The organism is Roseibium limicola (genome assembly GCF_017313085.1).
In the GTDB taxonomy this organism is placed as follows: domain Bacteria; phylum Pseudomonadota; class Alphaproteobacteria; order Rhizobiales; family Stappiaceae; genus Roseibium; species Roseibium limicola.
In genome coordinates this window covers 270,839-291,485 of sequence record NZ_JAFLNF010000002.1, presented here as the reverse complement: position 1 = coordinate 291,485, position 20,647 = coordinate 270,839, and the positions used below count along the sequence as shown (strand labels likewise).

16 protein-coding genes are annotated in these 20,647 nt (G+C 58.7%); all 16 read left to right on the top strand.

Features of this window, described 5'->3' with window-relative positions; genetic code table 11:
- Positions 1-128: 128 nt before the first annotated feature.
- The 16 genes from proS to lpxA all read left to right on the top strand — a co-directional run bounded on the left by proS (position 129) and on the right by lpxA (position 20,647).
- On the top strand, positions 129-1,460 hold the full coding sequence (gene proS / locus J0X15_RS04815; RefSeq protein WP_206938633.1) for a proline--tRNA ligase: 1,332 nt from the start codon (positions 129-131) through the stop codon (positions 1,458-1,460).
- A gap of 150 nt (positions 1,461-1,610) precedes the next feature.
- A complete protein-coding gene (locus J0X15_RS04810) occupies positions 1,611-2,897 on the top strand; it encodes a lipoprotein-releasing ABC transporter permease subunit (RefSeq protein ID WP_209015083.1) in 1,287 nt (428 codons plus the stop codon).
- A complete protein-coding gene (locus tag J0X15_RS04805) occupies positions 2,897-3,619 on the top strand; it encodes an ABC transporter ATP-binding protein (RefSeq protein ID WP_206939260.1) in 723 nt (240 codons plus the stop codon). Before J0X15_RS04810 ends, J0X15_RS04805 begins: the two co-directional genes overlap by 1 nt.
- A gap of 570 nt (positions 3,620-4,189) precedes the next feature.
- Entirely contained in the window at positions 4,190-7,681 is a 3,492-nt protein-coding gene (gene dnaE, locus J0X15_RS04800; protein ID WP_206939259.1) for a DNA polymerase III subunit alpha, read from the top strand.
- A gap of 371 nt (positions 7,682-8,052) precedes the next feature.
- Positions 8,053-8,868, top strand: a complete 816-nt coding sequence (gene rpsB / locus J0X15_RS04795) for a 30S ribosomal protein S2 (RefSeq protein WP_206938632.1) — start codon at positions 8,053-8,055, stop codon at positions 8,866-8,868.
- Positions 8,869-9,015: 147 nt separating this feature from the next.
- Positions 9,016-9,933 carry a translation elongation factor Ts gene (tsf, locus tag J0X15_RS04790; RefSeq protein WP_206938631.1) on the top strand — a complete coding sequence of 306 codons (918 nt, stop codon included), beginning with the start codon at positions 9,016-9,018 and terminating at the stop codon, positions 9,931-9,933.
- Between the two features lie 81 nt (positions 9,934-10,014).
- Complete coding sequence (gene pyrH, locus J0X15_RS04785) at positions 10,015-10,734, top strand: UMP kinase (RefSeq protein ID WP_206938630.1); 720 nt, start codon at positions 10,015-10,017, stop codon at positions 10,732-10,734.
- Positions 10,735-10,847: 113 nt separating this feature from the next.
- Positions 10,848-11,411: a ribosome recycling factor gene (gene frr / locus J0X15_RS04780; RefSeq protein WP_206938628.1), complete on the top strand. Its 564-nt coding sequence runs from the start codon at positions 10,848-10,850 to the stop codon at positions 11,409-11,411.
- A 36-nt stretch (positions 11,412-11,447) separates the two neighbouring features.
- The gene (locus J0X15_RS04775; protein ID WP_206938626.1) at positions 11,448-12,215 is read left to right on the top strand and encodes an isoprenyl transferase; all 768 of its coding nucleotides are present in this window, start codon (positions 11,448-11,450) and stop codon (positions 12,213-12,215) included.
- A complete protein-coding gene (locus tag J0X15_RS04770) occupies positions 12,215-13,090 on the top strand; it encodes a phosphatidate cytidylyltransferase (protein ID WP_209015082.1) in 876 nt (291 codons plus the stop codon). The genes J0X15_RS04775 and J0X15_RS04770 overlap by 1 nt, the downstream gene beginning before the upstream one ends.
- 24 nt (positions 13,091-13,114) lie before the next feature.
- Complete coding sequence (locus tag J0X15_RS04765) at positions 13,115-14,344, top strand: 1-deoxy-D-xylulose-5-phosphate reductoisomerase (protein ID WP_231710295.1); 1,230 nt, start codon at positions 13,115-13,117, stop codon at positions 14,342-14,344.
- A 150-nt stretch (positions 14,345-14,494) separates the two neighbouring features.
- Complete coding sequence (rseP, locus tag J0X15_RS04760; protein ID WP_206938624.1) at positions 14,495-15,631, top strand: RIP metalloprotease RseP; 1,137 nt, start codon at positions 14,495-14,497, stop codon at positions 15,629-15,631.
- Between the two features lie 221 nt (positions 15,632-15,852).
- On the top strand, positions 15,853-18,183 hold the full coding sequence (gene bamA, locus J0X15_RS04755) for an outer membrane protein assembly factor BamA (protein WP_209015081.1): 2,331 nt from the start codon (positions 15,853-15,855) through the stop codon (positions 18,181-18,183).
- 93 nt (positions 18,184-18,276) lie between these two features.
- Positions 18,277-19,314 carry a UDP-3-O-(3-hydroxymyristoyl)glucosamine N-acyltransferase gene (lpxD, locus tag J0X15_RS04750; RefSeq protein WP_206938620.1) on the top strand — a complete coding sequence of 346 codons (1,038 nt, stop codon included), beginning with the start codon at positions 18,277-18,279 and terminating at the stop codon, positions 19,312-19,314.
- 63 nt (positions 19,315-19,377) lie between these two features.
- Positions 19,378-19,842, top strand: coding sequence for a 3-hydroxyacyl-ACP dehydratase FabZ (fabZ, locus tag J0X15_RS04745; protein WP_206938618.1), 465 nt, complete (start codon positions 19,378-19,380; stop codon positions 19,840-19,842).
- Between the two features lie 7 nt (positions 19,843-19,849).
- Complete coding sequence (gene lpxA, locus J0X15_RS04740; protein ID WP_206938616.1) at positions 19,850-20,647, top strand: acyl-ACP--UDP-N-acetylglucosamine O-acyltransferase; 798 nt, start codon at positions 19,850-19,852, stop codon at positions 20,645-20,647.

The following is a 20,647-nucleotide window of genomic DNA, read 5'->3' as shown; positions in this document are numbered from 1 at the left end:
TGGGGGTGTAAAGCCCGGCAATTTCGTGATGAATGCAGCTCTGGGGGCTTGTTTTTGCGTCTTTCTTGCGCTTTCACTCGTCACTCAATAAAGGCATGTCCTGAAGATAAACACCCGAGAGAGACCTCATGCGATTGTCCCGCTACTTCCTGCCGATTCTGAAGGAAACGCCGAAGGAAGCCGAAATCGTTTCCCACCGGCTGATGCTGCGTGCAGGAATGATCCGCCAACAGTCCGCGGGCATCTATTCCTGGCTGCCGCTCGGCAAGCGGGTTCTGAACAAGATCGAACGTATCGTCGAAGAGGAACAGGCGCGCGCAGGAGCGATCCAGCTGCTGATGCCGACCCTGCAACCGGCTGACCTTTGGCGCGAAAGCGGTCGTTATGATGCTTATGGAAAAGAAATGCTGCGGATCACTGACCGCCAGGACCGGGATATGCTCTACGGTCCGACCAATGAAGAGATGATCACCGACATCTTCCGGTCCTACGTGCGGTCCTACAAGGACCTGCCGCTGAACCTCTATCACATCCAGTGGAAGTTCCGGGACGAGGTGCGTCCGCGGTTTGGTGTCATGCGTGGCCGTGAATTCCTGATGAAGGATGCCTATTCCTTCGATCTGGATCAGGAAAAGGCCGTCGAATCCTACAATCGGATGTTTGTTTCCTATCTGCGCACCTACAAGCGGATGGGGCTGACAGCGATCCCGATGAAGGCTGAAACCGGCCCGATCGGCGGCGACCTCAGTCATGAATTCATCGTTCTGGCGGAAACCGGCGAGAGCGAAGTCTATTGCCACAAGGATTTCCTGGAGAAGGAGACGCCGGGTCTGGACGTAGATTTCAACGGCGATCTGACGCCGATTGTCGAGGACTGGACTTCGCTTTATGCGGCAACGGAAGACGTTGTCGACAGGGCAGACTTCGAGGCCAGCGTGCCGGAAGAAAAGCGGATCGTGGCGCGCGGAATCGAAGTTGGGCAGACCTTCTACTTCGGTACCAAGTATTCCGAGCCGATGGGTGCCAAGGTGGCGACGTCGGACGGCAAGGAAGTGCCGGTTCACATGGGGTCTTATGGTATCGGCGTGTCGCGTCTGCTGGGCGCGATCATCGAGGCCAGCCATGACGACAACGGCATTATCTGGCCAGTCGAAGTGGCGCCGTTCCATGTTGGCCTGGTCAACCTGAAGCCGGGCGATGCTCTGACCGATCCGGTGTGCGAAGACCTTTACGCCAAACTGGAAGCGGCCGGCATCGAAGTGCTTTACGACGATACGGACAACCGGGCGGGCGCCAAATTCGCCACGATGGATCTGATCGGTCTGCCGTTCCAGGTGGTTGCCGGTCCGCGTGGCCTGAAGGATGGACTTCTGGAAGTCAAAGAGCGCAAGACCGGTGAGAAGGAAATGCTGACCGTCGAAGCGACCCTGGCGAAACTACAGGCGGCATTGACGCTCTGATCTTCCTTCTAGATCCTGATACCAAGAGATTCGCCGATGGTCTGTCGGCGGATCTGGTCTGGGCTGGCAACGCAGGCGTCACGACGCGTCCCTGCGCTCTGGTCTGGCTTCGGGCTTGTGCAGGCGACAACACAGATGAACGGACGGACAATGAGTGAAACCTCCCATTCAGTGACTGCGCGCGCCTCCAAGCCTTTTTCCGCCTATGAATGGATGATTGCCGGGCGCTATCTGCGCTCCAGGCGCAAGGAAACCTTCATCTCTGTCATCGCCGGCTTCTCCTTCACCGGAATCATGCTGGGTGTGGCGACGCTGATCATCGTCATGGCGGTGATGAACGGTTTTCGCGCGGAGCTTCTGGGCAAGATCCTGGGCATCAACGGTCACATGCTGGTGCAGCCCATCGACAGCCCCCTGACCGACTATGAAGCTGTGGCAACGCGTCTTGAGGATGTGCCCGAAGTCATTTCGGCCATTCCCTTCGTCGAGGGGCAGGGCCTCGTCAGCGGTCCGTCCGGCAATCTTGGCGGTCTGGTGCGCGGTGTCAGCGAAACTGATCTGCGGCGCATTCCGTTGGTGTCCGGCAATGTGCGTCTTGGTTCTTTCGATGATTTTGATGCGGGCGCTGGTGTCGCCATTGGCACGCGGATGGCAGAACAGCTCGGGGTGACGCTTGGCGACAACATCACGCTGATCTCTCCGCGCGGCAACATCACGCCGATGGGCATGACGCCCCGGATCAAGGGCTACCCGGTCACTGCGATCTTCGAGATTGGCATGAGCGAATATGATGCGACCTTTGTCTTCATGCCTTTGAGCGAAGCGCAGGGGTTCTTCAACATGGATGAACGTGTCACTGGGGTAGAGGTCTATGTGACCGATCCGGACCGGGTGGGGATCATGCGGGCTGCGATGGAAGATGCCATCGACCGGCCGGCCATTGTCTCCGACTGGCGGCAGCGCAATGTCACTTTCTTCTCTGCTTTGGAAGTCGAGCGGAACGTGATGTTCATCATCCTGTTCCTGATCGTTCTGGTCGCGGCTCTGAACATCATTTCCGGGCTGATCATGCTGGTGAAGGACAAGGGGCGCGATATCGCCATCTTGCGCACCATGGGCGCCTCGCGCGGTGCGATTATGCGTGTGTTCCTGATCACCGGCGCCAGCATCGGCTGTGTCGGCACCTTGGCCGGATTCGTGCTTGGCCTCGTGGTCTGTCTGAACATCGAGAGCATCCGCCAGTTTGTTTCCTGGCTGACATCGACCCAGTTGTTCGACCCGACGCTCTACTTCCTGTCCAAATTGCCGGCCAAGATCGACAACGGCGAAACCGTGACGGTTCTGGTCATGGCGCTGGTTCTGTCCCTGCTGGCCACGATCTATCCGGCGTGGCGCGCTGCCCGGCTCGATCCGGTAGAAGCCCTGAGGTACGAATGATGAGCGACCTGGCCGGGATCGTCCCGGACCCGCATCCGGATGGCTATGCGCTTTCCCTGACCGGTGTCACCCGAACCTTTCATGAAGGCGAGCGGGAGTTGCAGGTGCTCAAGGGCATCGACTTTGCCATGAACCCGGGCGAAATGATCGCCCTTGTGGCGCCGTCGGGCACGGGCAAGTCAACCCTGCTGCAGATTGCCGGACTGCTTGAGCGTCCGGATGAGGGAGAGGTTCTTATTGCCGGCGAAAGTTGCGGCGATATGGATGATGATGAGCGCACGTTGGTGCGGCGCGATCAGGTCGGCTTCGTCTATCAATTTCACCATCTCCTGCCGGAGTTTACAGCTCTGGAAAATGTCATGCTGCCACAGATGATTGCCGGACTGGCCAAGAAGGAAGCGGCGGTGCGGGCCAAGGAGCTGCTGGATTACATGCGGCTCGGCGACCGGGCCCGGCATCGTCCGTCCGAGCTTTCGGGTGGCGAGCAGCAGCGGGTGGCGATTGCCCGCGCGGTTGCCAATGCACCGCGTCTGTTGCTGCTGGATGAACCGACCGGAAACCTCGACCCGGTGACGGCGGACTACGTCTTTGATGCGCTTTATGCGCTGGTCCGGGCGTCCGGTGTGGCGGCACTCTTTGCCACGCACAACATGGAGCTGGCACGACGCATGAACCGCTGCGTTACTCTGCAAGGTGGGGTGCTCAAGCCCTATCAGCCGTAACGCGCTGACCTGGAACCCTCCCAGAGCGGGGGGGGGCTGTGTGCTGTCTGTCCTGCATGCGCAGACTTGGTGGTCGTTCGGTGAGAAACAGGCTGGTCAGAATTTTTTTACCATAAGATCCATCACATCTGCTTCTGTTGAGAAAGAGAACAAAACAGGATTGCGACGAGAACAAAAACGGTACATAGTGTTTTTACCTTGTTGAAGCAGGAGGAAAGACCATGTTTGTTTTCGCTCGTGATTGCGCCGCCTTCGGGTCGATGATTGTTTTTTGTGCCACGCTGATGGTGTGGGGCGATGTGCTGCTGGGCGGCGTCTGAGTGTTGCTTTGTGTTGCTCTGACGCTGTTGCAGCCATCCAGACGGCGCTCAGTGCTAGAACACGAATTGGCTGTCGCGGACTGACTTGTGTGTAAGGTCTTTCGCGGTGGCGTCTGAGGGGCAATCGCCGATGCGGTCATGATAGGGTTGTCGCAACTGACTGTGACATGCCCGTTTCGCCGAGGAGCTTGATGCCATGACCGATTTGCCTGCTGCCACGCTTCCGGGGTCTCCTGTCGAGGGGGGCGAGATGGTGGATCTGGCTGGTGTGCGCGACAAGGTCGGGTTCGTTCATCTGCGGGTTCACTCCGCGCTGTCGCTGCTGGAAGGCGCGCTGCCGATCAAGAAGTTGCTGGACCTGGCCAATACGGACGAGCAGCCGGCGCTGGCGATCACCGACACGGGCAATCTGTTCGGCGCCCAGGAATTTTCCGCCAAGGCCTGGGGCAGTGGCATTCAACCTATCACAGGCACCCAGCTTGCCGTGACCTTTGGTGCTCACAATGGCGGCGCCGGCAAGACGGACGTTGGCAATGGCCCGTCCACCGGGTCCGGTCCCCAGTTAAGCGACGTGGTGCTGCTCGCCATGAACGAGACAGGCTACGGCAATCTGATGGACCTGAGTTCCAGGGCCTTTCTCGATACGGAAACCGGTCTCAAACCCCACATCAGTGTCGATTACCTGATTGAACGGGCGGAAGGCATCATCCTGCTGACCGGCGGCGTTGGCGGTCCGGTCGGTCAGGCGCTGCTTGCCGGTCAGCCGAGCCTTGCCCGCGAGCGCCTGAAAATGCTTTCGGATGGTTTTCCTGGGCGCTGTTACGTCGAGATCCAGCGCCACGGCATGGAAGCGGAGCGCAAGAGCGAGGGGGCGTTTCTCGATCTTGCCTATGATCTGGGTTTGCCAATCGTGGCGACCAACGAATGCTTCTTTCCCAACCGCGACGATTATGAAGCCCATGATGCGTTGATCTGCATCTCGGAAGGTCGGGTGATTCCCGAAACCGATCGGCGGCGGCTGACGCCGGATCATTATTTCAAGTCGCGCGCGGAAATGGTCGAGCTGTTCTCCGATCTGCCAGAGGCCGCTCTCTCGACGCTCGAGATCGCCCAGCGGTGTTCCTATCGACCTATGCGTCGGGATCCGATCCTGCCGCGCTTTGCCGGTGCGGATGCTGACGGCGAGGAAGCCGAAAAGGCGGAAGGATTGGAGCTCGAGCGTCAGGCCCGTGAAGGCCTGCAAGCCCGACTTGATGCGCACGGCATGGCACCGGGGTTGAGTGACAAGGACTATTGGGATCGGCTCGATTATGAGCTTGGCGTGATCAACCGGATGAAATTTCCCGGCTACTTTCTGATCGTTGCCGACTTCATCAAGTGGGGTAAGGATCAGGGGATTCCAGTTGGTCCGGGCCGCGGGTCGGGTGCGGGCTCTTTGGTTGCCTGGTCGCTGACCATTACCGATCTGGATCCGATGCGCTTCTCGCTGCTGTTCGAGCGGTTCCTGAATCCTGAACGTGTCTCGATGCCGGATTTCGACATCGACTTTTGCCAGAGCCGGCGTGAAGAAGTCATTCGCTACGTGCAGGAGAAATACGGTCGCAAGCAGGTGGCGCAGATCATTACCTTCGGATCGCTGCAGGCGCGTGCCGTGTTGCGCGACGTCGGTCGGGTGCTGCAGATGCCTTATGGCCAGGTTGACCGGCTGTGCAAGCTGGTGCCGGCCAATCCGGCCAATCCGGTTACCCTGGCACAGGCCATCAATGACGAGCCGCGTCTGCGTGAAGCTGCTCGAGATGAAGAAATCGTCGCAAAACTTCTGGCCATGGCGCAGAAGCTGGAGGGGCTTTACCGACACGCTTCAACCCACGCCGCCGGTGTGGTGATTGGCGATCGGCCGCTGGAGCAGCTTGTGCCGCTTTACCGCGACCCGCGCTCCGACATGCCGGTGGCTCAGTTCAACATGAAGATGGTGGAGGATGCCGGGCTGGTGAAGTTCGATTTCCTCGGCCTGAAAACGCTGACGGTGATCGACACGGCGGTGAAACTGATTGCGCGTCGCGGTATCGACGTGGATGTCACGGCACTGCCCATTGATGACACCCCGACCTATGAATTGCTGGCCAAGGGCGAGACCTTCGGCGTGTTTCAGCTGGAAAGTCAGGGCATGCGTCGGGCCATCGCCGGGATGAAGCCGGATCGCTTTGAAGATGTCATTGCGCTGGTGGCGCTCTATCGGCCTGGTCCGATGGAGAACATCCCGGTCTATAATGCGGTGAAGCACGGCGAGCAGGACATGGACTGCCTGCATCCGTTGCTGGAGCCGATCCTCAGCGAAACCAACGGCATTATCGTCTATCAGGAACAGGTGATGCAGATCGCCCAGGTGCTGTCGGGCTACTCGCTCGGCGAGGCTGATCTGCTGCGGCGGGCGATGGGCAAGAAGATCGCCGCCGAAATGGAAGTGCAGCGTGAGCGCTTCGTCGACGGTGCGGTCGAGCGTGGGGTCAACAAGAACCAGGCCGGGACGATCTTCGATCTGGTGGCGAAATTCGCCAACTACGGCTTCAACAAGTCTCACGCGGCCGCCTATGCGCTGGTTTCCTATCACACGGCCTGGCTGAAGGCGAACCATCCGGTCGAGTTCATGGCTGCATCGATGACCCTGGATATGGGGAATACGGACAAGCTTGGCGACTTCCGCCAGGAGGCGCGGCGCATGGGGATCGAGGTTGTTCCGCCGTCGATCAACGATGGGCAGGTCTATTTCGATGTCCAGGGCGACAAGATCCTCTACGCCATGGGGGCGATCAAGGGCGTCGGCGAACAGGCGGTGGAGCACATCGTTGAAGTGCGCGGCGACAAGCCGTTCAAGAGCCTTGGTGATTTTGCCCGACGCATTTCACCGCGACAGCTCAACAAGCGCACCCTTGAAAATCTGCTTGCAGCCGGGGCTTTCGATTCGCTTGAGCCGAACCGGGCCCGGACACTGGAAGGGCTCGACCGGATCATGGGGCTGGCCCAGCGGACAGAGGTCAACCGGGCGCTCGGGCAGGACGAGCTTTTCGGCGGTGGCAATGATGAGGAAGAACTGCAGCTTCCGGAAACTGGAAAATGGTCCTCAGAAGAACAGCTTCAGCGCGAACATGCGGCGATCGGCTTCTATCTGTCTGCCCATCCGCTTGATGATTTCGCCGAGCTACTGGAAAAGATGCGGGTTCAGCCCTGGGCCAAGTTCTCAGAGGCGGTGAAGCGGGGTGCCTCGGCCGGGCGGCTGGCGGGAACGGTCATCGGCATGCAGGAGCGCAAGACCAAGGCCGGCACCAAGATGGGCATCGCCCGTCTGTCTGATTCGACCGGCCAGTTCGAGGTTTTGCTGTTTCGCGAAAAACTCGAGCAATTCCGCGATGCGCTGGTTCCGGGAAAATCTGTGGTGCTGCTGGTTGGCGCCGACCTGCGTGACGATGAACCCTCTCTGCGGTTGGAGAGCGTCGATTCAATCGAGAAGTCGGCGGCGCGTGTGCAACGCGCAATGACAGTTTTCCTGAAGGACGAGCGGGCGATTGCCGGTCTGGGTCGTCATCTCAAGGTGCGCGGCGAGGGCGAGGTGACTGTTGTCGTGCAGCTGGAAAATGGTGCGCGCGAGATCGAGGTGCGCCTGTCGGGCAAGTTCCGGCTGTCGCCAGAGATCGCCGGTGCGGTCAAGGCCATGCCGGGGGTCAACGACGTTCAGATGGCTTGAGCGGTGCTTCGAAGAGGGCGCAAACGCCCGCCTTCAAGGTTCAGGAACGACTTTGCAGCTGCCGGGTGTCTCGCAAGGTTTGCCCTGCGTTGGATCGGGTCTCAGGTCTGATTTGTTGGCAAACCAGCCAGCGGATTGGCAAGGCGGCACGGGGTGGGGATAAGGAACCGGGTATTTTGGCTCTATTTCGGGATAATGGCCTTGAACTTGACGAGTTGCCCAACTATAAGGCGGCCATTCCACACGCAAGGGGCGGGATACAGTTTCGTGCTGTCTTCCTTCCGGTGACGGAGGTCTTGTCTCTTTTATAGAGGCGTTTCCGTTCACACCCGCTTGCGGAGGTCAAACCGGAAAACAGGAGAACAAGGGCTATGGCTCTTCCCGATTTCACAATGCGCCAGCTGCTTGAAGCAGGCGTACATTTCGGCCACCAGAAGCATCGCTGGAACCCACGCATGGGCCAGTACATCTTCGGTGTTCGTAACGACGTTCACATCATCGATCTGGCTCAGACCGTGCCGTTGCTGCACCAGGCTCTGAAGGCTGTGTCCGACACAGTTGCCGGTGGTGGTCGCGTTCTGATCGTTGGCACCAAGCGCCAGGCACAGGAATCTGTTGCTTCGGCTGCTCGCAACTCCGCTCAGTACTTCGTCAATGCACGTTGGCTTGGCGGCATGCTGACCAACTGGAAGACGATCTCCAACTCCATTCAGCGCCTGCGCAAGGTTGAAGAGACCCTCAATTCCGATGCAGCGAACTCGCTGACCAAGAAAGAGCGTCTCTACCTGGACCGCGAGCGCGAAAAGCTCGAGCGGAACCTCGGCGGCATCAAGGACATGGGCGGTATCCCGGATCTGATCTTCGTGATCGATACCAACCGTGAAGCCATTGCCATTCAGGAAGCCCGTCGTCTGGGTATCCCGGTTGCTGCGATCCTCGATTCCAACTCCAATCCGGAAGGGATCACTTACCCGGTCCCAGGTAACGACGATGCCGGCCGTGCGATCACATTGTTCTGTGATCTGATCGCGCGCGCAGCCATCGACGGTATCTCCCGCGCTCAGGGCGGATCCGGCATGGACATCGGCGCATCTGAAGAAGCACCGATCGAAGAAGCTCTGGCCGAAGAAGTTGCTGCTCCTGCTGAAGAAGCTGCAGCGCCGGCTGAAGAAGCCACACAGGCTTAAGGTTCTCAGATATCCGGTATGGCATTCATGCCGGATATCTTCGTTTTTTGTGTGCGGGCGGCTTTTTGTTGTCCTCCCGTCATAATGTTAAGGGTAGCCATGAGGCTTAAACCCTTTGATCTTTAACCCCCATCCACGAGGCAATCGATGAGCATTACCGCTGCGATGGTCAAAGAGCTCCGCGAGAAATCCGGCGCTGGCATGATGGACTGCAAAACCGCCCTGACCGAAAATGGCGGCGACATGGAAGCAGCTGTTGATTGGCTGCGTACCAAGGGCCTGGCCAAGGCCGCCAAGAAGGCTGGCCGTGTGGCCGCTGAAGGCCTGGTTGGCGTTGCCAGCGAAGGCAACAAGGCTGCAGTCATCGAACTGAACTCTGAAACCGACTTCGTTTCCCGTAATGACGGGTTCCAGGAGCTGGTTCGCAACGTGGCCCAGGTCGCTGTCGGTACCGACGGTTCGCTTGAAGCCGTGTCTGGCGCAGACCTTGGTGGCAAGTCGGTTTCCGACTCTGTTACCGATGCAATCGCCACCATTGGTGAAAACATGACCCTGCGCCGCACCGCGGTTCTGGAAGTGTCAGAAGGCGTTGTTGCGACTTATGTCCACAGCGCTGTTGCTGATGGCCTCGGCAAGATTGGTGTTCTGGTCGCGCTGGAATCTTCCGGTGACAAGGACAAGCTGAACGCCCTCGGTCGTCAGATCGCCATGCACGTTGCTGCAACGAGCCCGCTGGCTCTGAGCACCGATGACCTGGATCAGGACGTTGTTGAACGTGAGCGCGCCGTGTTCTCGGAACAGGCTCGCGAATCAGGCAAGCCGGAAAGCATCATCGAAAAGATGGTGGAAGGCCGTTTGCGCAAGTTCTATGAGGAAGTCACGCTGAGCAAGCAGGCTTTCGTCATTGACCCGGACAAGACCGTGGAAGGTGCCGTTGAAGCACTGGCCAAGGATCTTGGTACGCCGGTCAAGCTCTCCGGTTTCGTTCGCTTCGCCCTCGGCGAAGGGATCGAGAAGGAAGAGACGGACTTCGCCGCAGAGGTCGCGGCAGCCTCCGGGCAGTAAGCCAAATCGAAAAAAGCGCCGGCATCGTCCGGCGCTTTTTTTATAGAAGGACCCATTCATAGAAAGAAGAAGGCTGTTGTCATGACGAAGCCCCTGCGCTGGAAACGTGTGCTGCTCAAACTCTCCGGTGAAGCTCTGATGGGCTCCCAGACATTTGGGATCGACCCGACAGTGGTCGAACGTATCGCCAAGGAGATTGCTGACGCAGTTGCCCTGGGCGCGCAGGTTGGTGTGGTCGTTGGTGGTGGCAATATCTTCCGCGGCGTTGCCGTGGCAGCCAAGGGCGGAAACCGGGTGACCGGCGACCACATGGGCATGCTGGCGACGATCATGAATTCCCTGACCCTGGCCGACGCCTTGCGCCGGGTGAAGGTTCCCGCCCGCGTCCTGTCGGCGGTTCCTGTTCCCTCTATCTGCGAAACATTCTCCCAGCGCGTTGCCGAGCGCTACATGGAAGATGGCGATGTCATCGTTTTTGCCGGTGGCACAGGCAATCCGTTTTTCACCACTGACTCCGGCGCAGCCCTGCGCGCCGTTGAGATGAAATGCGATGCTTTCCTGAAAGGCACCCAGGTGGATGGGGTCTATTCGGAAGACCCAAAGGTCAATCCAGATGCCGAACGCTATGACGCGCTGTCCTACGAAGAAGTCATCAAACGCGATTTGAAGGTTATGGACACCACGGCCATTGCTCTGGCGCGGGACAATTCGGTGCCGGTCATCGTGTTTTCCATTCACTCTCCGGGATCGCTTGTCAGTGTTCTTCAGGAAAGCGGACTTTATACGGTTGTTGGCGCCTGATTCTTTTGCCAATAACCGGGTATGCGGCTTGTGTTTCACACGATGTGTGCGATGTTTTGCGCCAAAGCCGCTCATCGTTTGAGCGTAACCAACAAGAATGAAGTGAGGATGTTATGCCGGTAGAAGGTGTAGACCTGGACGATCTCAAGCGCCGTATGGAAGGTGCCCTTTCGGTTCTGAAGGCGGATTTTGCCAGCCTGCGCACCGGCCGTGCATCCGCTTCCATGCTGGATGCTATTGTTGTGAATGCCTATGGCCAGCAGATGCCGATCAATCAGGTGGGGACAGTCAGTGTTCCCGAGCCGCGCATGGTCGCTGTTCAGGTCTGGGACAAGGGCATGGTCGGTGCCGTCGACAAGGCTATTCGTGAAAGCAATCTCGGCCTCAACCCGGTTGTTGACGGAACGCTGCTGCGTCTGCCGATTCCCGAACTCAACCAGGAACGCCGGCAGGAGCTGATCAAGATCGCTCACAAATACGCCGAAGCTTCCAAGGTTGCCGTTCGTCACGTGCGTCGTGATGGCATGGACAACGCTAAAAAGGCTGAAAAAGACGGCGACATCAGTCAGGATGACAGCCGCGTTGCCTCTGATGAAATTCAGAAGCTGACGGACAGCATGATCACGGAAGTTGATTCCATGCTGGAAAAGAAAGAACAGGAAATCTCCCAAGTTTGATCGCCTGATCAGGCTCGCTGACTGGGGCGATATATCATGACTGCCAACGCCGACCTCAATTCTGCCTCTGCCGGCCCCGAGCCGGCCGGGGTCGTTTGTCCCAGGCATGTCGGGTTGATCATGGACGGCAACGGTCGGTGGGCCGAAGCCCGTGGACTGTCGCGAACAGAAGGGCATCGGCAAGGTCTGGATACGCTGCGCCGTATCATCCGGCACGCGGGGCACATCGGCCTCGAGTACATCACGATCTTCTCGTTCTCTTCCGAAAACTGGAGCCGGCCCAAGGCGGAAGTCAGCTTCCTCATGGGGTTGTTGCGGCGCTTTGTGCAGCAGGACCTGTCCGAGCTGCATGAGACCAACGTCCGGATCCGCATCATTGGCGACCGGGACGGGCTCGAAAAAGGCATTGGTCAGCTTTTACACGAAGCGGAAGAGCTGACCCGAGGCAACACCGGTTTGACGTTGGTCGTCGCCTTCAATTACGGCGCCCGCAACGAACTCGCCCGGGCAATGCGTCTGCTGGCCGAACGGGTCAAGGCCGGCGAGCTGGAGCCGGAAGACATCTGCGTAGAGAAAATCTCCTCAGCACTTGATACCGGTAGTCTGCCGGACCCAGATCTGATCATCCGTACCAGTGGTGAAGTTCGTCTGTCGAACTTTCTTCTCTGGCAGGCAGCTTACAGTGAGCTGTATTTTTGCGACTGTCATTGGCCCGACTTCGATGAAGCTGCCTTTGACAAGGCGCTTGAGGCCTATGGCATGCGCAGTCGCCGTTTCGGCGGTTTGAGCGCGAAGGCCCTTTGATGGAAAATTCCCCAAGCTCCGGAGCGACCGAGAAACCGGCGGCGTCCGCCGGCACCGCGCGGATGAGCGATCTGAAGTTGCGGCTTGCTTCCGCAGTGGTGCTGGGTCCGCTGGTGCTGCTCATCGTCTGGTATGGCAGCCTGCCATACCATGCGTTGCTGTGCTTTGCCGGCATCGCCTTTCTCTCCGAGTGGTTCCACATCACCGGGACGGGCAAGAAATCGTCCACTGCCATCGCCGGCTATCTTGCGGTCGCAGGATCCATTGTTCTTTTCATGCTTGGTCAGCCACTGGTCAGCCTGGGGCTGATTGCCATCGCGGCAGTCCTGATCTGGCTGGTGAACGGACGAACGCTGAACGCCCGATGGGCGACGGAAGGCCTGCTGTACGCCGGGCTTTCCATGTTGTCTCTGGCGGCGCTGCGCAATGGGGCATTTGGCGGGCAATTCCTGTTCTTTCTGGTCATCGTCGTGTGGGCGACCGATATCTGCGCCTATTTTGTCGGTCGCTTTGCCGGCGGCCCGAAGTTGTGGCGCCGTGTGTCTCCCAACAAGACATGGTCCGGTTCGCTTGGCGGGCTGGTGTTTGCCATCGTCTTCAGCGGCCTCTATATCCATTTTTCCGGGCAGGATAACCTCATCTCCTGGCTGGTTTTGGCGGCGTTCCTGTCGGTAATCTCGCAGGCCGGAGATCTGGCTGAATCCGCAATGAAGCGCCGGTTTTCGGTAAAGGATTCCAGTCATTTGATCCCCGGTCACGGCGGTATCATGGACCGTATTGACGGACTGGTCGCAGCAGCTCTTGCCGCCGCCATTCTCGGTCTGGCATTGGGCGGCTCTCTGCTCGATCCGGTCGCCGGACTTGGGCTCTCCTGAGCCCGTATTTGGAGTTCATCTCTCTTGCTCGTTTCCCGCGACACTTCTGGAGCCGGCTCAGGGACGGGGCTGCGCGCGCCGTCTGATCGGGTTCAACGCCTGACCGTTCTTGGCGCGACTGGGTCTGTCGGCAAAAGCGCGCTGGACATTGTCGGTCGCAATCCGGATCGGTTCGAGGTTGTGGCTCTGGTCGCCAATTCCAGCGTTGAGGATCTGGCGCAGGCCGCCATTGCCGTCGGTGCGCAGGTTGCCGTGGTGGCGCGCGAAGAGCTGGGTCCGGATCTCGCGGCGGCGCTTTCCGGCTCGGGCATTGCGACCGGGGCGGGGACCCAGGCTGTGATGGAAGCGGTGGACCGTCCCTGTGACATGGTCGTTGGTGCCATTGTCGGAGCCGCCGGTCTGAAGCCGACCATGGCGAGCCTGAAGCCGGGCCGTAGCCTGGCCCTGGCCAACAAGGAATGCCTTGTCTGTGCCGGCTCGCTCTTCATGGAGCGGGCACGCGAGGTCGGCACGACGCTTCTGCCTGTCGACAGCGAACACAGCGCCATCTTTCAGGTTTTCGAACAGGGCAACGCGGACCAGATCGAAAAGATCATTCTGACCGCGTCCGGTGGCCCGTTCCGGCAGACACCTCTTGCCGATCTCACGTCGGTGACCCCAGAACAGGCGCTGAAGCATCCCAACTGGGATATGGGAAGCCGCATCACCATCGACAGTGCGACGATGATGAACAAGGGGTTTGAGGTCATCGAGGCCTTCCACCTGTTTCCGCTGACCGTCGATCAGCTCGACGTTCTGGTTCACCCGCAGTCGATCATTCATGGCATGGTGCAATACCGCGACGGTTCGCTTCTGGCGCAGCTTGGCGCGCCTGACATGCGCACGCCGATTGCCCATTGCCTGGCTTGGCCGGAGCGCATGGCTGTGCCGGTCGAGCGGCTGGATCTGTCGAAGATTGCCCAGCTCACCTTTGAAGCCCCGGACATGGAGCGGTTTCCGGCTCTTCGGCTGGCAACCGAGGCGCTTCAGGAGGGGCCAATCGCCACTGCCAGCCTGAATGCGGCCGACGAAATCGCGGTGGCAGCCTTTCTTCAACGCAAGATCGGCTTTCTCGATATCGCGGCCGCTGTCGAAAATGTTGTGGAGCGAATGCTCTCCAGACAGGCAGGAGCCACGATCGGGTCGCTAGAAGATGTACTGGGTATAGACGCACAAGCCCGCAGCCTGTGTGCGGAATGGGTGAGCCGGCGTTAGGCCTGTCATCAGAATTCCGTTTGCCAGCAGGGCTTTCCTTAAGGTAACCCTATTGCATCGGGCGCGGTGATGGGGCTGTCTGTTCGCGGGCCCGGACTTTCCGGCCTGCACGGCAGCCAATTGAGACGAACGTCTGGAGCAGATCGCTTGATGGATCTTTTGATTTCCGCTTACGACATCGTCGTGGGCTACTTGGTTCCTTTTCTTTTCGTCCTGACCATCGTGGTGTTCTTCCACGAGCTGGGCCATTTTCTCGTAGCCCGCTGGTGCGGCGTTAAGGTGAATGTATTCTCTGTCGGGTTCGGGCGTGAGCTGTTCGGCTGGAACGACCGGGCCGGAACCCGTTGGCGTTTGTCGCTCATCCCACTTGGCGGCTACGTGAAGTTCGCAGGCGATGAAAATGCGGCGAGCGTGCCGGACAGAGATCATCTTGCCGCCATGAGCGAAGAAGACCGGGCAGGGGCATTTGTGACCAAGTCCGTAGGTCAGCGCGCTGCCGTTGTCGCGGCCGGGCCGATTGCTAACTTCATCTTGGCGATCTTCATCTTCAGCGCCATTTTCCTCAGTTTTGGCAAGGTCATCACCACGCCGCTGGTCGATACAGTCCAGCCGGGTAGCGCGGCCGAGGCCGGAGGCCTTCTGTCTGGCGATTTGATTCTGTCGGTCAATGGCGATGAGATCGAGGCCTTCTCCGATCTTCAGCGCGTTGTCTCCATCAGCGCCGACGTTCCGCTTGATCTCGCGGTCGAGCGTGATGGCAAGGTTGTTGATCTCAGCGTGACACCGAAGTTGCGGGAGTTCCGCGATAACTTCGGCAACGTCCAGCGTATCGGTCTTCTCGGGGTGTCCCGCAGTCCAGATGCGGAGGACATGAAGGTCAAGACCTACGGTCCTGTCGAGGCGGTTGTCGCCGGAACGCAAGAAACCTGGTTCATTGCGGCGCGCACGCTAAGCTATATCGGTGGCGTGCTGACGGGACGCGAAGCCGCGGATCAGTTGGGTGGGCCGATTCGGGTTGCTCAGGTCTCAGGGCAGGTGGCGACTCAGGGACTTATGCCGCTCTTCAGCTTGGCAGCGGTGCTGTCTGTCTCTATTGGATTGATCAATCTGATGCCCGTGCCTATGCTCGATGGCGGTCATTTGATCTATTATCTGGCGGAAGCCGCACGCGGTAAGCCGTTGAGCGAGAAGGTCCAGGATATCGGTTTCCGCATCGGATTGGCGATTGTTCTGTTGCTAATGGTGTTCGCGACCTGGAATGATGTTCTGCATTTGACCAATCTTTAAGAGTTATGCCGTGACATCGGCGCAACGTGTTCAAACATTATCGCTTTCCCGGCCATGGGGCTGTTGCTTAATCGCAAAAAGCCTGTAAAAACGTAGCCGAGTTGCTGAGAATCCGTCTTCACGACGCGTGCCAGCGTGTGGGGCTTTAAAACAAAAGGCATAGCGCACTAATGCAGCGATTGCAGAAAAACTCCCGTGTCGTTCTTTTAGCGGCAGCGTTCATGAGCACCAGCGCGATTGTGCCGGTTGGGCTCGGACCCCTTTCCGCTTCCGTTGCAGAAGCTGCGGTTGCGCGTTCAATCGTTGTTCGGGGCAATGAGCGTATCGAGGAAGAAACGGTTCTCAGTTACCTGACGATCCGTCCGGGCCAGTCTTATGGGGCAGGCGATGTTGATGAATCTCTGAAGGCGCTGTTTGCCACCGGGCTTTTTGCCGATGTGCAGATTACCCCGCAGGGATCCACGGTTGTCGTCAGTGTCAGCGAAAATCCAATGATCAACCGGGTGTCTTTCGAGGGCAACAAGAAGCTCAACGATGACGCCTTGAAGACGGTTGTTCGCTCTGGCGAGCGGTCCATGCTGACCCGCGCCAAGGTTCAGTCCGACGTTCAGAACCTGCTTGAAGCCTATCGCCGCTCCGGTCGCTATGGCGCGTCCGTTGAGCCGAAGACCATTGAACGCGCGAACAATCGTGTCGATCTGGTCTTTGAAATTGATGAAGGCAAGAAGACTGGCGTCGAGCGTATTGCTTTCATCGGCAATGACTCCTTCTCTGATGGTCGTCTGCGTGACGTGATCCGGACTCGTGAAACCGGCCTTCTCGGCTGGTTGCGTACCACGGATACCTATGATCCCGACCGTTTGGCTGCCGATCAGGAATTGCTGCGTCAGTATTATTACAAGAAGGGTTATGCGGATTTCCGCATCGTCGCTTCTACCGCTGAACTCGACCGCGAGAGCAATGTCTTCTATGTGACCTTCACGGTTGAAGAAGGCGAGAAGTACCAGATTTCCGACGTGGAGGTTGTGTCTTCTCTGGCTGAAGTTGATCCGGAAAGCCTGCGCAGTATCGTGCGGACAGATGCCGGTGATACTTTCAACTCGCTGCGCGTCGAGCAGACCGTTGAAGATCTGACCGTCAAAGTTGCCGAAAACGGCTATGCTTTTGCCCAGATCCGTCCGCGCGCTTCGCGTGACTATGACGCAAAGACGATTTCCCTGACCTATTACATCGAAGAAGGCCCGCGGGCTTACGTCGAGCGCATCAACATCATCGGCAACGACCGTACGCGTGAGTATGTGCTGCGTCGTGAGTTTGATCTGTTGGAAGGCGATGCCTTCAACCGCGCGCTGCTCGACAAGGCTGAGCGTCGTCTGCGCAATCTCGGCTTCTTTGAGAAGGTGAGTATCACCACGTCTCAGGGATCTGCTGCAGACCGGGTGATCGTCAACGTCAATGTTGAAGAAAAAGCCACCGGTGAAGTCTCCTTCGGTATCGGCTACTCGACGACCGACGGTGTCATCGGTGATGTCTCTGTTTCCGAGAAGAACTTCCTGGGTCGCGGTCAGTTCGTGAAGATCGGTGTTGGCGGTGGTACCGACAACCAGACTTACGAATTCACCTTCAAGGAGCCGTTCTTCCTTGGTCGCCGTATCGGGTTCGATTTTGATGCCTACCGCAAGGTAAGCGACAGCAACGACTACCGTGATTATGACGAAGACAAGATCGGTGGCGGCATCGGCTTCACTCTGCCATTGCGCGAAGAAGAGCTGACGCTTCGTCTGTCCTACGACATTTACCAGACTGAGATTTCCGATCCGGACAATCTTGCATTTGGCCTGGCGACATGCGGCAACAACACCAATCTGTCGCCGGCGATCTGTGACAGCATCGGCAAGCGTCTGACGTCTGCCGTTGGCTATCAGTTCGCCTACAACACCTTGGACAGCAACCTGAACCCGAGTGACGGCATCTATGCCAAGTTCGGCCAGGAGTTCGCCGGTGTTGGTGGTGACAGCTTCTACCTGAAGACTTCTGCTGAAGCCCGTGCCTACCGCGAACTGCTTCCTGACTTTGGTCTTGTGGGCAAGGTCTCGATCATGGGTGGCCACATCACGGGTCTCGGCGATGAGCGTCTGCGGGTTTCCGAGCAGTTCATGCTCGGTGGCAGCCTGGTCCGTGGTTTCGAAAACCAGGGCATTGGCCCGCGTGACTCGACCACCGATGATGCTATCGGCGGACAGATGTTCTTCGCGGCGACGGTTGAAGGCACATTCCCGTTCCCGGCTCTTCCGGAAGAGTTCGGCCTGAGTGGCGCTGTCTTTGCTGATGCTGGATCGCTCTGGGGTTCCGATGACGACCTTGTCGGTGTTGTGAACAACAATGGCGGAAATGTTGTTTCCGATGACTTTTCGATCCGCGCTTCGGTTGGTGCTGGCATTCGCTGGGAATCACCATTCGGTCCGCTTCGCGCTGATTTCGCCTGGCCGCTGATGAAAGAAGACAGCGACCGTACGCAGGTCTTCCGGCTTTCCGGTGGCACCCGCTTCTAAGGCAGGTGGCCTGGAGTCAGTTCCTAATCTCACAAGCGGCCGCCTGCGAGGGCGGCCGTTTGCCGTTAAGACATAGCGATTGAGACAAATATAATGACAGATCTCTCGTTCTTCCCGCCGTTTCCGCCTGTCAGCCTCAGCCAGATTGCAGAATGGGCAGGAGCCGAGCTGCAGGGTGGCGATGGCGCGGTGATGATCTCTGCCGTGGCTCCGCTCGAGGAAGCCGGAGAGGGAACCCTGGTTTTCTTCGACAACACGGCTTACCTGGATGCGCTTGGTCAGACCAAGGCTGCAGCCTGTCTGGTGGCCAAGAAACACGCTGGCAAGGTGCCCGAGGGGGTGACGGCGCTGGTCTGTGGTGAGGCCTACCGCTCCTGGGCCCAGGTGTTGGCGAAGCTCTATCCCACCGCAATGCTGCCTGCAGTTCAGGCCCAGTCCGGGGTTTCCGAGCGCGCCAGCGTCCATGCTGATGCGAAGCTGGAAGCCGGAGTGCATGTGTCAGTTGGTGCGGTGATAGGCGCAAGGGCGGAGATTGGCTCCGGAACCAGAATTGAAGCCAACGCGGTGATCGGCGACAACGTCCGGATTGGCCGCAACTGTGTGGTTGGTCCCAATGTTGTTGTCCAACATTCGCTGATCGGCAATGATGTCTATCTTCACCCCGGCGTGGCGATCGGCCAGGACGGTTTCGGCTATGCCATGGGGGCCGGTGGTCACGTCAAGGTGCCGCAGGTCGGCCGTGTGATCATTCAGGACAAAGTCGAGATTGGTGCCAACACCACCGTGGATCGGGGCGCCAACCGGGACACGGTGATTGGCGAAGGAACAAAGATCGACAATCAGGTGCAGATTGGCCACAACGTGGTGATCGGTCGGCATTGTGTCATCGTCTCTCAGGTCGGAATATCGGGCAGCAGCACGCTGGAAGATTACGTTGCCATCGGTGGGCAATCGGGCGTACGCGGCCATGTGACCATTGGCATGGGGGCTCAGATTGCCGCCGTCAGCAGCGTCAGTGACGACATTCCCGCAGGTGGTCGCTATGGGGGAACACCAGCCAAGCCTGTGAAACAGTGGTTCCGGGAACTTGCTGCGCTTCGTAAACTTGCACAACGGGGCAAGGACGCTTAAACGAAGCGGCAGAAATTTGTGAGTGAATGAGGGGTGCGCGCGCTGCGCGCCAAGGGGCACGACATGGAAGAAAACGAAAAGAAAGAACTGGCCAGCGCCGACATCCTCCAGATCATGGAGCTGCTGCCGCATCGCTATCCGTTCCTGCTGATTGACCGGATCATCGAGATGGACGGCGACGACAGCTGTATCGGCATCAAGAATGTGACCATCAATGAGCCGCAGTTCACCGGCCATTTTCCCAAGCAGCCGATCATGCCGGGTGTGCTGCTGATCGAAGCCATGGCCCAGACGGCGGGCGCGCTGTGCGTTCATGCCCGCGGCAAGGATACGCCGCCGCAGCTGGTCTATTTCATGACCATTGATAAGGCCAAATTCCGCAAGCCGGTCGTGCCTGGTGATGTGGTGCATTTTCATGTGACGAAGATCCGCCAGCGCGCCAACATCTGGAAGTTCGACTGCGTTGCCAAGGTTCAAGGCGCCAAGGTTGCCGAAGCTGAAATCAGCGCAATGCTCGTGGATGCGTGAGGACAGAATGACAAAGCTTCATCCGACAGCCATCATTGAAGACGGCGCCGAAATTGGCGAGGGCTGCCGGATCGGCCCGTTCTGTGTGGTCGGGCCCAACGTCAAGCTGGGCGAGAATGTCGTGCTGGAGTCTCATGTGGTCGTCGCGGGCCACACCACGGTGGGGGCTGGAACACATATCTTTCCCTTCGCCTCTATCGGGCATCAGCCGCAGGATCTGAAGTTTGCCGGCGAAGTAACCTATCTGGAAATTGGCCGTAACAACCAGATCCGGGAGCATGTGACCATGAACCCGGGGACGGAAGGTGGCGGCGGTCTGACCAAGGTGGGCGACAACTGCCTGTTCATGATGAGCGCGCACGTTGGCCATGATTGCATCGTCGGCAACAATGCGATTCTGGCCAATAACGCCACGCTCGGCGGCCATGTAGAGCTGGAAGACCATGTGATCATGGGCGGCCTGAGTGCGGCCCGTCAATGGATCCGCATCGGCAAGGGCGCCATTGTTGGCGGCATGACCGGAGTTGAGTTCGACGTTATTCCTTTTGGCTCGGTCATTGGCGACCGGGCGCATCTGGCTGGGTTGAACCTTGTCGGGCTGAAACGGGCCAACCATCCGCGTGAAGAGATCCACGCGCTTCGCGCCGCCTTCCGCGACATATTTGAAAGCGACGAGGGCACGTTGCTGGAGCGCGCCAATGCAGCCGCCGCTTCCAATGTCGGACGACCTCTGGTTGCCGCTGTAACCGATTTCATGTTGTCGCGTGAAAACCGACGTTTCTGCACGCCGCGCGGCGAAGGCTGA

Bases quoted from the DNA above. Each gene is read 5' to 3' on its own strand.
- J0X15_RS04810 (WP_209015083.1), top strand. From the start codon at position 1,611: ATGAGTGAAACCTCCCATTCAGTGACTGCGCGCGCCTCCAAGCCTTTT.
- dnaE (WP_206939259.1), top strand. From the start codon at position 4,190: ATGGTGGATCTGGCTGGTGTGCGCGACAAGGTCGGGTTCGTTCATCTG.
- J0X15_RS04775 (WP_206938626.1), top strand. From the start codon at position 11,448: ATGACTGCCAACGCCGACCTCAATTCTGCCTCTGCCGGCCCCGAGCCG.
- lpxA (WP_206938616.1), top strand. From the start codon at position 19,850: ATGACAAAGCTTCATCCGACAGCCATCATTGAAGACGGCGCCGAAATT.
- frr (WP_206938628.1), top strand. From the start codon at position 10,848: ATGCCGGTAGAAGGTGTAGACCTGGACGATCTCAAGCGCCGTATGGAA.
- fabZ (WP_206938618.1), top strand. From the start codon at position 19,378: ATGGAAGAAAACGAAAAGAAAGAACTGGCCAGCGCCGACATCCTCCAG.
- bamA (WP_209015081.1), top strand. From the start codon at position 15,853: ATGAGCACCAGCGCGATTGTGCCGGTTGGGCTCGGACCCCTTTCCGCT.
- rseP (WP_206938624.1), top strand. From the start codon at position 14,495: ATGGATCTTTTGATTTCCGCTTACGACATCGTCGTGGGCTACTTGGTT.
- pyrH (WP_206938630.1), top strand. From the start codon at position 10,015: ATGACGAAGCCCCTGCGCTGGAAACGTGTGCTGCTCAAACTCTCCGGT.
- rpsB (WP_206938632.1), top strand. From the start codon at position 8,053: ATGGCTCTTCCCGATTTCACAATGCGCCAGCTGCTTGAAGCAGGCGTA.
- tsf (WP_206938631.1), top strand. From the start codon at position 9,016: ATGAGCATTACCGCTGCGATGGTCAAAGAGCTCCGCGAGAAATCCGGC.
- J0X15_RS04770 (WP_209015082.1), top strand. From the start codon at position 12,215: ATGGAAAATTCCCCAAGCTCCGGAGCGACCGAGAAACCGGCGGCGTCC.
- lpxD (WP_206938620.1), top strand. From the start codon at position 18,277: ATGACAGATCTCTCGTTCTTCCCGCCGTTTCCGCCTGTCAGCCTCAGC.
- J0X15_RS04805 (WP_206939260.1), top strand. From the start codon at position 2,897: ATGAGCGACCTGGCCGGGATCGTCCCGGACCCGCATCCGGATGGCTAT.
- proS (WP_206938633.1), top strand. From the start codon at position 129: ATGCGATTGTCCCGCTACTTCCTGCCGATTCTGAAGGAAACGCCGAAG.